This window comes from Bacillus aerius (genome assembly GCF_029894105.1).
Lineage (GTDB): Bacteria > Bacillota > Bacilli > Bacillales > Bacillaceae > Bacillus > Bacillus altitudinis.
This window is the reverse complement of record NZ_JARYHO010000001.1, coordinates 2309241-2321879: the sequence shown is the minus strand read 5'-3', so window position 1 is coordinate 2321879 and position 12639 is coordinate 2309241. Positions and strand designations below refer to the sequence as shown.

The 12639-nt window shown below is 40.9% G+C and carries 12 protein-coding genes; all 12 read left to right on the top strand.

Annotated elements, in window-relative coordinates; translation table 11 throughout:
* The first annotated feature begins 138 nt into the window (after positions 1–138).
* The 12 genes from M2353_RS12000 (at position 139) to M2353_RS11945 (ending at position 12558) form a co-directional block, all read left to right on the top strand.
* A complete protein-coding gene (locus M2353_RS12000; protein ID WP_008342408.1) occupies positions 139–282 on the top strand; it encodes a YqzL family protein in 144 nt (47 codons plus the stop codon).
* A 35-nt stretch (positions 283–317) separates the two neighbouring features.
* Positions 318–1088, top strand: a complete 771-nt coding sequence (gene recO / locus M2353_RS11995) for a DNA repair protein RecO (protein ID WP_284725473.1) — start codon at positions 318–320, stop codon at positions 1086–1088.
* A gap of 329 nt (positions 1089–1417) precedes the next feature.
* Positions 1418–2305 (top strand): glycine--tRNA ligase subunit alpha, encoded by an 888-nt coding sequence (gene glyQ / locus M2353_RS11990; protein WP_003217487.1) that lies wholly within the window; start codon positions 1418–1420, stop codon positions 2303–2305.
* Positions 2298–4343: a glycine--tRNA ligase subunit beta gene (glyS, locus tag M2353_RS11985; protein ID WP_284725472.1), complete on the top strand. Its 2046-nt coding sequence runs from the start codon at positions 2298–2300 to the stop codon at positions 4341–4343. Before glyQ ends, glyS begins: the two co-directional genes overlap by 8 nt.
* 166 nt (positions 4344–4509) lie before the next feature.
* Positions 4510–5148: a transcriptional regulator CcpN gene (gene ccpN / locus M2353_RS11980; RefSeq protein WP_024423017.1), complete on the top strand. Its 639-nt coding sequence runs from the start codon at positions 4510–4512 to the stop codon at positions 5146–5148.
* Positions 5149–5173: 25 nt separating this feature from the next.
* Positions 5174–5995, top strand: coding sequence for a pyruvate, water dikinase regulatory protein (locus M2353_RS11975; protein ID WP_008342399.1), 822 nt, complete (start codon positions 5174–5176; stop codon positions 5993–5995).
* A gap of 261 nt (positions 5996–6256) precedes the next feature.
* On the top strand, positions 6257–6757 hold the full coding sequence (locus M2353_RS11970; RefSeq protein WP_008342395.1) for a YaiI/YqxD family protein: 501 nt from the start codon (positions 6257–6259) through the stop codon (positions 6755–6757).
* 33 nt (positions 6758–6790) lie between these two features.
* The gene (gene dnaG / locus M2353_RS11965; RefSeq protein ID WP_008342393.1) at positions 6791–8620 is read left to right on the top strand and encodes a DNA primase; all 1830 of its coding nucleotides are present in this window, start codon (positions 6791–6793) and stop codon (positions 8618–8620) included.
* Positions 8621–8824: 204 nt separating this feature from the next.
* On the top strand, positions 8825–9946 hold the full coding sequence (rpoD, locus tag M2353_RS11960; protein WP_008342392.1) for an RNA polymerase sigma factor RpoD: 1122 nt from the start codon (positions 8825–8827) through the stop codon (positions 9944–9946).
* 301 nt (positions 9947–10247) lie between these two features.
* The gene (gene cccA / locus M2353_RS11955) at positions 10248–10607 is read left to right on the top strand and encodes a cytochrome c550 (protein ID WP_008342390.1); all 360 of its coding nucleotides are present in this window, start codon (positions 10248–10250) and stop codon (positions 10605–10607) included.
* 120 nt (positions 10608–10727) lie between these two features.
* Positions 10728–11444, top strand: a complete 717-nt coding sequence (locus M2353_RS11950) for a tRNA (adenine(22)-N(1))-methyltransferase (protein ID WP_024718820.1) — start codon at positions 10728–10730, stop codon at positions 11442–11444.
* Positions 11437–12558 carry a Nif3-like dinuclear metal center hexameric protein gene (locus tag M2353_RS11945; protein WP_017367619.1) on the top strand — a complete coding sequence of 374 codons (1122 nt, stop codon included), beginning with the start codon at positions 11437–11439 and terminating at the stop codon, positions 12556–12558. Before M2353_RS11950 ends, M2353_RS11945 begins: the two co-directional genes overlap by 8 nt.
* Positions 12559–12639 lie beyond the last annotated feature (81 nt).

The window sequence follows — 12639 nt, the reverse complement described above, 5'->3', positions numbered from 1 at the left end:
CAATTGTTAGTAGATCTGACAATGGTGCGGTTCGATTAGTAAAAATTGTTTATCATGAAATGGAGGTAGCCTGGTCAAGATAAAGTTAATATGTTGGATGTAGCGGTGCTGCTTCTAATAAAGAAAGGTGGGGTTTTTATGTTGAATTTTACATGGAACGTATTTTCACAAACAGGAAGCGTTGACACGTATCTGCTTTTCAAAGAGTTAGAAAAGGAGAACCTGGAAAGACCCGATGTACTTGAAGAAGAAATAGCACGACTTGATTTTCCAATCTTATAATTCTTGACCCCCTCCAATGCTCGGAGTGTAGACAAATGCTCATTAAAAGTGAAGGAATCGTCCTTAGAACAACAGATTATGGCGAAACAAACAAAATTGTCACGCTGCTCACTAGAGAACATGGGAAAATTGGTGTGATGGCAAGAGGCGCTAAGAAATCGAACAGCCGCCTGTCAGCCATAAGCCAGCCGTTTTTATACGGAACCTTCCTGATCCAATCATCAACAGGACTTGGAACGCTCCAGCAAGGTGAAATGATGGAAAGCATGCGAACCATTCGGGAAGATTTATTTCTGACCGCATATGCCGCATATATGACAGAATTACTTGATAAAGGAACAGAAGAAAAGAAGCCAAACCCTTACTTGTTTGAACTTCTTCTTCAATCTTTACGCCATCTCAATGAAGGCACAGATGCTGATATTATTTTATTTATCGTAGAGGTTAAAATGCTGTCAGTGATGGGGTTGAAGCCTGAACTGGACCAATGTGTACACTGCGGTCAAAAAGAAGGGCAGTTCCATTTCTCAATTAGAGATAACGGATTCATCTGTAGGCAATGCTTTTCTAAAGATCCATATAAACTGCCCTTATCCCCAGCAGCAGCAAGACTGCTCCGTGTGTTTCATTATTTTGATTTATCAAGGCTTGGTCAGGTTGACGTGAAACCACAGACGAAACAAGAAATTCGTCAAGTGCTCGATCATTATTATGAAGAGTATTCAGGTCTTTATTTAAAATCAAAAAAATTCATGAATCAAATGGAATCCATGAAAAAGCTAATGGACGGTGAAAACAAAAGTTGACATCTCTCGTGACTTTTTGTAAGATCATCTAAGATCAAATATGTTGCATTGACAGAAAGAAGTACTTACGTATCAGCCATAAAAGCGACCTTAGGGCGGTGTGAGCTAAGGATGGACACGTAACGAAAGGCATTCTTGAGCAACGTAAAACAAAGCGGCTGGGTGCTACGACACCAGCAAATAGGGTGGAACCGCGGGAAAAACTCTCGTCCCTATGTTTGCAAGGAACCTTGTGAGCATAGAGACGGGAGTTTTTGTGTTTTGCAAAAAGGTTCTAGGCCCCACCGCCATACATAGCGGATGGTGTAAAAAAGATGGAGGTGCGATCATTGAATATTCAAGACATGATTTTGACACTGCAAAAGCATTGGTCAAATGAAGGCTGCGTATTAATGCAGGCATATGACACAGAAAAAGGTGCTGGAACGATGAGTCCATACACGTTCCTCAGAAGCATTGGGCCAGAGCCATGGAAGGTAGCCTATGTAGAACCTTCAAGACGTCCGGCTGACGGCAGATATGGAGAAAACCCAAACAGATTGTATCAACATCATCAATTTCAAGTGATCATTAAGCCATCACCTGACAATATTCAAGAACTGTATCTAGAATCATTGAAGGCGCTTGGCATTGACCCGCTGAAACATGATATTCGTTTTGTTGAAGACAACTGGGAAAACCCATCTCTTGGCTGCGCAGGACTTGGCTGGGAAGTTTGGCTTGATGGAATGGAAATTACGCAATTTACGTATTTCCAGCAAGTCGGCGGTTTAGAATGTAAGCCAGTTTCTGTTGAAATCACATACGGAATTGAGCGTCTTGCTTCTTACATCCAGGACAAAGAAAATGTATTTGATCTTGAATGGACAGATGGCTTTACTGTAAGAGATTTATTCTTAATGGCTGAATACGAGCATTCTGTGTATACGTTTGAAACATCTAATACGGATATGCTGTTCGATTTATTTACAACATATGAAAAAGAGGCACATAGCCAAATGGACAAAGGGCTTGTTCACCCGGCATATGATTATGTACTCAAATGTTCTCACACATTTAACCTGCTTGATGCCAAAGGCGCGATTTCTGTGACTGAGCGAACAGGCTATATCGGAAGAGTACGTCAGTTAGCGAGAAAAGTAGCCAAAACATATTACGAAGAACGAGAAAAACTAGGATTCCCTATGCTAAAAGAGGAGGCGGCTTCTCATGAATAAACAAGATGTATTACTTGAAATCGGCTTAGAAGAGATGCCGGCTCGTTTCATGCCAGAAAGCACAAAGCAGCTAGGTGACAAAGTAAAAGCTTGGTTCGTAGCGCAAAATATTTCATTCGAAGACGTTGCTTTATTTAATTCACCAAGACGTCTAGCTGTACTCGTCAAAAGTGTTGCAGAAAAACAAGAGGACATCAAAGAAGAAGCAAAAGGACCGGCTAAAAAGATTGCTCAAGATGCTGAAGGCAATTGGACAAAAGCTGCCGAAGGTTTTGCCCGCGGACAAGGCGCATCAACTGATGATCTGTATTTCAAAGACATCAAAGGTGTAGATTATGTCCATGTCCAAAAGTTTCAAGAAGGTAAGCAAGTCAAAGACCTTCTTCCAGCATTGGGGGACATTGCCGCTTCATTGAGTTTTCCAAAGAACATGAGATGGGGAAGCGAGGATTTACGCTATATCCGTCCAATTAAATGGATTGTTTGCTTATTTGGTCAAGAGATCATTCCTGTCGAAATTGCAGGAGTGAAAAGCGGACGGGAGACTAGAGGACATCGTTTCCTAGGGACGACAGCCAGCATTAACACACCAGCTTCTTATGAGCAAACATTAAGAGATCAATTTGTCATTGTTGATTCAGATAAAAGAAAACAATTAATTACTGAGCAATTACATGCCCTTTCTTCCGAAAAAGGCTGGGTCATTCCAGTTGATCCTGAGCTTCTAGAAGAAGTGAACGATCTTGTTGAATATCCAACCGTTCTATTTGGTTCTTTTGAAGAAGAATTTCTTGCGCTGCCAGAAGAAGTGCTTGTCACGACAATGAAAGAGCATCAGCGTTATTTCCCAGTGAAAAATGAACAAGGGGAATTACTGCCGCACTTTATTACGGTCAGAAACGGGAACAGTGAGGCACTTGAAAATGTGGCAAGAGGGAACGAAAAGGTCCTTCGTGCACGTTTATCAGATGCGGCATTTTTCTATAAAGAAGACGAAAAACTCGTCATTGAAGACAACATTCAAAAGCTTGATAAAGTCGTATTCCATGAGAAACTTGGCACGATTGGCGACAAGCTGAAAAGAGTAACAGACATTGCCGTCCGCCTTGCTAGTCATGTGGGTGCTGATGAAGAAACGTCTAAACGCGCTGCAAGAGCAGCCAGTATTTCTAAATTTGACCTTGTGACTCAGATGGTCTATGAATTCCCAGAACTGCAAGGAATCATGGGTGAAAAATATGCTAGAGCACTTGGCGAGCATGAAGAAGTGGCAAAGAGTATCAACGAGCACTATATGCCGCGTTTTGCCGGTGACGATGCGCCGTCAACACTTATTGGGGCGATTGTTGCAGTGGCGGATAAGCTAGATTCTATTTGTTCATTCTTCTCAATTGATGTGATTCCAACGGGCTCTCAAGATCCTTATGGATTAAGAAGACAAGCGAGCGGTATCGTTCAAATCCTGCTCGACCGCCAATGGAATCTTTCATTTAAAGAGCTTTTAGCACTAGCTCAAGTAGAGACAAAACATGAAGCGGCTCTCATTGAATTTTTAACACACCGTTTGAAATATGTCCTCCAAGCAGAACATATCCGTCATGACGTGGTGGAAGCAGTCCTTGATGTTGAAAATATTGAACCATATGCGGTTGTGAAAAAAGCGGCTGTTCTTGAAGAGAGCGTGAAACAGGAGAGTTTCAAAGAAACGGCTGAGGCACTAGGCCGCGTCATTTCAATCAGTAAAAAAGGGGAAGACGCACAGATTCAGCCTGAACTGTTTGAAAATGAACACGAACAAAAGCTATTTGAAGCGTATCAGCAAGCGGAAAAAGCCGTCAACGAGTATATGGCAAAAGGTCAGTACCAATCAGCACTTGAAGCGCTAGATACATTAAAAGCACCAATTGTTCATTATTTCGACCATACCATGGTTCATGCGGATGATGAAAAACTGAAACAAAATCGTTTGGCACAAATGGTCAAACTTGCAAAAGTCATTCAATCATTTGCGAATATGAACAATTTAATTGTAAAATAAATACCTAAGAACGGTTGCCTTTTTCGAAGGGCAATCGTTTTTTACTCATTTAATTCACGGTTTTTGAGTGGATTTTTGTTTCATTCGGACGAAGATGCGCTATAATATGATGAGTTATGAAATTGATATACATAAAGTAAGGATTCGCTCTCTCTATTTAAAGGTGGTGAGTACAATCGAGTTAAATAAACGGCAAGAGCAGATTTTACAGATTGTCAAAGAGAATGGTCCGATCACTGGAGAGCATATCGCCGATCGGCTGAACTTAACAAGGGCTACCCTCAGACCGGATTTAGCCATTTTAACGATGTCTGGCTTTTTAGAAGCAAGACCAAGGGTCGGCTACTTTTTCACAGGCAAAACAGGCACGCAGCTTCTGGCAGATAAGCTGAAAAAACTTCAAGTGAAAGATTTTCAGTCCATTCCGGTCGTGATACACGAGAATGTTTCGGTTTATGATGCGATTTGTACGATGTTTTTAGAGGATGTGGGCACATTATTCGTTGTGGACGATCACTCTATTTTAACAGGCGTGTTATCAAGAAAAGACCTCCTTCGAGCAAGTATTGGGAAACAAGAGCTTCCATCTATACCTGTCCATATTATTATGACAAGAATGCCGAACATTACCGTTTGCCGCAAAGAAGATTTTATTATGGATGTGGCCAAGCACTTGATTGAAAAGCAAATAGATGCACTTCCTGTTATAAAAGATACGGATAAAGGCTTTGAAGTGGTCGGCAGAATTACGAAAACAAACATGACGAAAATACTTGTTAGCTTATCAGAGAACGAAATTATCTAATTACAGAAGACTGCGAGGGGATGTTATGAGTAATCGCGTAATTTTTGTTGTATCAGATTCAGTAGGAGAAACGGCAGAGCTCGTGGTCAAAGCGGCACTTAGCCAATTTGATGGCGGCTCATCCGACCATTCAAATATTAGAAGAATCCCATATGTAGAGGATGTCGGTACGATTAAAGAAGTGATTTCATTGGCGAAAGCAGATAATGGGATCGTTTGCTTTACTCTTGTTGTGCCAGAAATGCGCCAATTCTTAATAGAAGAAGCAGAAGCGAATGGCGTCGTGTACTATGACATTATCGGTCCACTTATTGATAAAATGGAGACGGCATATGGAAATGAAGCGAAACATGAGCCAGGTCGTGTACGTCAATTAGATGAGGACTATTTTAAAAAGGTAGAAGCCATTGAGTTCGCTGTGAAATATGATGATGGCCGGGACCCAAGAGGTATTCTAAAGGCTGATATTGTGCTGATTGGTGTATCGCGTACGTCTAAGACACCACTTTCTCAATACTTAGCACATAAACGCTTGAAGGTAGCAAACGTTCCGATTGTTCCTGAAGTTGATCCGCCAGAGGAGTTATTCTCAGTTGATCCAAAAAAATGCATCGGCCTGAAAATTAGTCCAGATAAACTAAATCATATCCGTAAAGAACGTTTAAAATCACTCGGTTTAAATGACCGTGCCATTTATGCGAATATCGAGCGGATTAAAGAGGAACTAGAATATTTTGAAAAAGTGGTTGACCGCATTAACTGTCAAGTTGTTGATGTATCGAATAAAGCAGTTGAGGAGACAGCAAATGTCATTCATCAAATGCTGACCAAAAGAGGTTCCGAATAAACTCAGGATGCTCCTCCTGGGTTTTTCCTATGGTGGGAAACGGGTAAACAAAAACAATGGCATATTTGCTGCATTTGTATTATAATAAAAAATTGTGATAAAATGATTGATTTTAGGTTTAAGTTAAGTCAAGAACGAATAAACTAATATTGGCAGAAGTCAAGTGATTCTGAACATAACTTTTCGACAAAATGAGTTTTACTGTTGATTGCTTTATGGGGGAAAAGTATGGTCTTTTTGCTTCTCTAAAGCAGGAATAAGGTGGAGGGATGGAGAATTAGTCACCTGAATGAACGTAAAAAAGAAAGGACGATTTATGTCGATGCAGATGCTTGTCCTGTAAAAGACGAAATCCTTTCTGTTGCATCTCAATTTCAAGTACCTGTGACTTTCATTGCTTCATATGAGCATTTTCAAACCAAACGATCACCACTTGAAGATTGGCGGTTTGTTGATACACATAAGGAAGCAGCAGATTTAGTCATTGCAAACTTAGCTGTCAAGCACGATATTGTTGTCACCCAGGATATTGGTCTGGCCTCCTTACTGCTTCCAAGACAAGTCATTGTTCTGTCTGAAAGAGGACGAATGTACACAAACGAAACAATTGATTTTGATTTGGAACGCAGGCATGTTTCCAGTAAACAGCGAAGAAAAGGTGTATACGGAAAAGGTCCCAAAAAGCTTTTAGAAGAGGATAAAAAGCGATTTATTGCCCAACTACAAAAAATCCTGTCGAATCATGAAGGATTTTTGAATTAAAAGGCGAATAATGTACGACGGAGTGTTATTAGGATGAGCAAACGTATACCAGATGAACTTTTGGAGCAAATCCAAAAAAACGCAGACATTGTCGAAGTGATTGGAGAATACGTACAGCTTAGAAAACAAGGTCGGAATTACTTCGGTCTTTGTCCATTCCATGGTGAAAATACTCCTTCATTCTCTGTTTCAGCAGATAAGCAAATCTTCCATTGTTTTGGCTGTGGTGCAGGAGGCAATGTATTTTCGTTCCTCAGACAAATGGAAGGCTACTCATTTATTGAAGCCGTTTCACATGTTGCTGATAAGTACCATATTGATTTGCCGGATCATGTAGCGAATGCGCAGATCAGTTCCTCACAACAAGAGGATACAGCAGATCATAAAATGATTGAGGCGCATGAGCTTCTTAAGAAATTTTACCACCATTTGCTGGTAAATACAAAGGAAGGTCAAAACGCACTCGATTATTTAAGGTCCAGGGGCTTTACGGATGAAACAATTGCCAAGTTTGAGATCGGGTATGCTCTCGACTCGTGGGATTTTGTGACCAAGTTTTTAGAAAAACGAGGGTTTGATCCTGCGATGATGGAGAAGGCTGGTCTTTTGATTCAACGAGAAAACGGCACAGGTTTTTTTGACCGCTTTAGAGATCGTGTCATGTTTCCAATTCATGATCATCACGGGACGGTCGTCGCTTTTTCTGGAAGATCACTTGGTGATCAGCAGCCAAAGTATATGAATAGTCCTGAAACGCCACTTTTTCATAAAAGTAAGCTGCTTTATCACTTTCATGACGCGCGTATGCATATTAGAAAACGCGAACGTGCAGTCCTTTTCGAAGGATTTGCTGACGTCATCTCGGCTGTCACAAGTGGTGTTGGCGAAAGTGTTGCAACAATGGGTACGTCTTTAACAGAAGAGCACGTAAAGCTTCTTAGGCGGAACGTTGAAGAGATCATTTTATGTTATGACTCTGACACGGCCGGGTATGAAGCGACCATGAAAGCATCAGATTTGCTTGGAAAAAGAGGATGTAAAGTTCGCGTTGCCATGATACCAGATGGACTTGATCCAGATGATTACATTCGTAAATATGGCGGCGAGAAATTTAGGAATGACATCATAGATGCAAGTGTGACATTAATGACATTTAAGATGAACTTTTTCCGAAGAGGAAAGAATTTGTCTGACGAAGGAGACCGCCTGACTTACATGAAGCAGGTTCTCCGAGAAATTAGCCGATTAAACGGTTCCTTGGAACAAGAGATTTACATGAAGCAGCTGGCTGGGGAGTTCTCCATTTCACTTGACTCATTAAAGGAGCAATTGGAGCTTTTTGAAAAGCAGCAGCGACAAGAAGCCAAGAGCTCGCAAGAAGAAAATGGACTTGAAAAGCGGCGTGCACATCTGTCAACACAGGTAAGACGAAAACGTCTAAGGCCGGCATATGAAAACGCAGAGCGAATGCTCCTTGCACATATGTTGAAAAATGATGACGTGATCCGAAAAGTGCTTGATAGGATAGGGTTTGAATTTAATATAGATTCGCACAGAGCGCTGGCAACATACATTTATGCATTGTATGAAGAAGGCAAGGAGCCGACCCCGCAGCATCTGATGAACCGTATAGAAGATGATGTGATTAATCAGCTCCTGACGGATATATTCATGATTCAAGTTGGAGACGAACTAAGTGAAGCTGAATTAAGTGATTATGTAAAAAAAGTGTTGAATCATCGGAATTTGTCAATGATAAAGGAAAAAGAACTAGAACGTGCAGAGGCGGAGAGGCAAAAAGATTTCTTCAAAGCGGCAACACTTGCAAAAGAAATTATTCAGTTGAACCGTTCGCTGAAGTAATACGTCTACTATTTATGACAAGACTTACGGCTGGCAATGAATCCTTTAATGGGAGGAGCATAAGACCGCAAGCATCTTGCCTTCATCATTATTTATTTTTATTCCTATTTGCTCATTCTGTTTGATAGAGAGAGAAAGGCAGAGCAGAAGCAAATCGCAAGTTACTTTAGAATTCGTTGCAAGCTTTGGAAGGAGGGATCCATAATGGCTGATAAACAAGCCCACGAAACTGAAACTGAATTAACCTTTGAACAGGTGAGAGATAAGCTCACTGAAACGGGTAAAAAACGGGGCGTTTTAACATACGAAGAAATTGCAGAGCGTATGTCTAGCTTTGAAATTGAATCAGACCAGATGGATGAATACTATGAATACTTAGGCGAACAGGGTGTAGAACTCATCAGTGAAAATGAAGAGACTGAAGACCCAAATGTTCAGCAACTGGCTAAGGCAGAAGAGGAATTTGACCTGAATGATTTAAGCGTACCACCAGGTGTCAAAATTAATGATCCTGTTCGTATGTACTTAAAAGAGATCGGGCGCGTCAATTTGCTATCTGCTAAAGAAGAGATTACGTATGCTCAAAAGATTGAAGAAGGCGATGAGGAATCAAAAAGAAGATTAGCGGAAGCGAACCTTCGTCTCGTTGTTAGCATTGCGAAACGTTATGTTGGTCGTGGTATGCTGTTCCTTGACTTGATTCAAGAAGGAAACATGGGGCTCATGAAGGCGGTTGAGAAGTTTGATTACCGCAAAGGATACAAATTCTCAACATATGCGACTTGGTGGATTAGACAGGCGATCACACGTGCGATTGCCGATCAGGCAAGAACAATCCGGATCCCGGTTCATATGGTGGAAACCATTAATAAATTAATCCGTGTTCAAAGACAGCTTCTACAAGATCTAGGTAGAGAACCAACGCCAGAAGAAATTGCGGAAGACATGGATTTAACACCAGAGAAAGTAAGAGAAATTCTTAAAATTGCGCAAGAGCCAGTATCTTTAGAAACACCTATTGGTGAGGAAGATGACTCGCATCTTGGTGATTTTATCGAAGACCAAGAGGCGACTTCTCCATCAGACCATGCTGCCTATGAGCTCTTAAAAGAGCAGCTTGAAGATGTATTAGATACGCTAACGGACCGTGAAGAAAATGTGCTGAGACTGCGTTTCGGACTAGATGACGGAAGAACACGCACATTAGAAGAGGTAGGAAAGGTGTTTGGCGTAACAAGAGAGCGTATTCGCCAAATTGAAGCGAAAGCTCTTCGTAAATTAAGACACCCAAGCAGAAGTAAACGATTAAAAGACTTCTTAGAATAGAAACCGGACGGATCTTGAGAGAGATCCGTTCTTTCTTCATCAAAATGAAAACGCTTTTTTGATCTGATTATATTTTACTGAATAACAAATGAATTTGCAACGTTCTTAGAGAAAAGATGTATAAAAAATACATCTAAATGTGCTAAAGGCTTCTTTTCTCATTTTGAATCATTTTTGTCTAATCTGTGAACTTGACCAAAGTTTTGTATCATAATTCGTTTACTTTTTGTAAAATTAAAGTAGAATTAGAATTGTTTGCATAGTCTCAAAGGGGTTTTTCACAAAGGGGAGGATGAAAGAAATGAAACGGAATCCACTTATACCATTCTTATTGATTGCCATTTTAGGTATTGGACTCACTTTTTTCTTATCAATGAAGGGGCTGAAAGATGAAGACAAAATTGCCTCTGGGGGCAAAGAGCAAAAGCAAGAAGAGACCGCAAATGCAACGCCGGAAGAATTGTATAAGCAGAACTGTATTAGCTGTCATGGGGAAAACTACGAAGGTGGCGCTGGTCCTGCATTAAAAGGTGTTGGCGACAAGCTTGAAGTAGCAGACATCAAGAAGAAAATTCAAGAAGGCGGAAATGGGATGCCGGGCGGGCTAATTCCGAATGAAAAGCTCGATGAAATGTCAGAATGGGTATCCAAAATTAAATAATAAAGCGCAAAAAGCTCTTTTTCATCAGAAGAGCTTTTTTCATTTGAAAACGACTTTTAAAAAGTCCATAATTTATATAAGATAGACAAGTATGAACATTAAAGAAAAGTAGTGATATGGATGAATGAAATGAATTTGTCAAAACGATTAAAAAGAGTCGCAGACTTTTTACCAAAAGAGGCGGTCTTTGCTGATATCGGCTCAGATCATGCCTATTTGCCATGTTATGCGATATTACATCATAAAGCATTGAAAGCCATTGCTGGTGAAATTACTGATGGACCGCTTCAATCTGCGAAGCAGCAAGTACATAGGCTTGAATTAGATGAGCAGATTTCAGTCAGAAAAGGCAATGGCCTTGAAGTGATTGAAAAAGGCGAGGTGAATGCTGTCACAATTGCAGGAATGGGCGGGGCACTCATTGCAAGCATTCTAAATGAAGGTAAACACAAGCTCACAGGGCAGGAGCGGCTTATTCTTCAGCCTAATATTCATGCCCATCATATTCGTTTATGGCTCTATCAAGAGGGGTATGAACTGATGGATGAAGTGATTTTAGAAGAGGATGGCAAAATATACGAAATCATCATTGCCGAAACTGGCGACAAAGATAAAGCCTATGAAGGCATGTCGATTGAAAAAGGCATGCTCGTTGGTCCGTTTCTTGCCAAAGAGCAAAATGATGTCTTCCGGCGCAAATGGATGAATGAGCTTCAGCACATGGAGCATATAGAAGGCCAGATTCAACAAGCAGCGCCGACGGAAGAGAACAAAGAACGTCTCAAAGAGCTGAATGCGAAAATAAAAATTCTAAAGGAGGTTTTGACTGTTGGCTAAAACAGTGAACGGGCATGAAATCATCCAATTATTTGAGCAATTTTCACCAAAGGCATATGCGGTGGAAGGTGATAAAATCGGGCTCCAGATTGGAACGCTGAATAAAAAAGTGACCAATGTCATGATCACCTTAGATGTATTAGAAAATGTGGTAGATGAGGCAATTGAGCGGAAGGTGGATCTCATTATTGCCCACCATCCGCCAATTTTCCGTCCATTAAAACATGTGGCGACAGATCAGCCGGCAGGACGGATCATTGAGAAATGCATCAAACATGATATTGCGGTGTATGTAGCACATACAAACCTGGATGTGGCTGATGGAGGAGTCAATGACTTGCTTGCAGACGCTTTAGAGCTCGGGGAAACAAAAGTGCTAGTTCCAACATACGAAGATCCAATTAAGCAGCTAGCCTTGTATGTCCCAGTGGAATTTGAAGAGGCCATCAGGACGGCTTTAGGAAATGCGGGAGCTGGCCATATTGGCAACTACAGTCATTGCGCTTTTTCAAATGAAGGGACAGGCAGTTTTCTGCCATCAGAAGAAGCTGTGCCATTTATTGGTGAGACGGGTAAATTGGAATTTGTGAAAGAAGTACGAATCGAAACCATTTTCCCAGCAAGTATTGAAAAACAAGTGATTCGTGAAATGATCAAAGCACACCCTTATGAAGAAGTGGCTTACAGTGTACACACGACAGATCTTCCTCCTATTCAAAAAGGCCTTGGTCGTATTGGTGAATTAAAAGAACCTATGACACTTAAAGACTTCACTCAATTTGTGAAAACGAAGTTAGATGTGAATGGAGCGCGTTTTGTAGGAGACCAGGAAGCGGTCGTGAAAAAAGTAGCTGTGCTTGGAGGAGACGGAAATAAATATATCCATCAAGCGAAAAGAATGGGGGCAGATGTGTACGTGACTGGTGACCTTTATTTCCATGTCGCTCACGATGCCATGATGCTCGGACTGAATGTAGTGGACCCAGGTCATTACGCAGAAAAGATCATGAAAGAGGGCGTGAAGACAAAGCTAGAATCGCTATGTACAGATAAAAAATATGATGTGCAATTCTTTGTATCAGAATCAAACACAAACCCGTTTCAATTTGTGTAAACAAAAACGTCAGAGCATAGGGACTGACCCCCTAAGATGAGACAAATAAAAAACACCTTCAAGTTTGAAAACGGATCGTTG

Bases quoted from the DNA above. Each gene is read 5' to 3' on its own strand.
- recO (WP_284725473.1), top strand. From the start codon at position 318: ATGCTCATTAAAAGTGAAGGAATCGTCCTTAGAACAACAGATTATGGC.
- dnaG (WP_008342393.1), top strand. From the start codon at position 6,791: ATGAGCAAACGTATACCAGATGAACTTTTGGAGCAAATCCAAAAAAAC.
- rpoD (WP_008342392.1), top strand. From the start codon at position 8,825: ATGGCTGATAAACAAGCCCACGAAACTGAAACTGAATTAACCTTTGAA.
- glyS (WP_284725472.1), top strand. From the start codon at position 2,298: ATGAATAAACAAGATGTATTACTTGAAATCGGCTTAGAAGAGATGCCG.
- M2353_RS11975 (WP_008342399.1), top strand. From the start codon at position 5,174: ATGAGTAATCGCGTAATTTTTGTTGTATCAGATTCAGTAGGAGAAACG.
- M2353_RS12000 (WP_008342408.1), top strand. From the start codon at position 139: ATGTTGAATTTTACATGGAACGTATTTTCACAAACAGGAAGCGTTGAC.
- M2353_RS11950 (WP_024718820.1), top strand. From the start codon at position 10,728: ATGAATGAAATGAATTTGTCAAAACGATTAAAAAGAGTCGCAGACTTT.
- cccA (WP_008342390.1), top strand. From the start codon at position 10,248: ATGAAACGGAATCCACTTATACCATTCTTATTGATTGCCATTTTAGGT.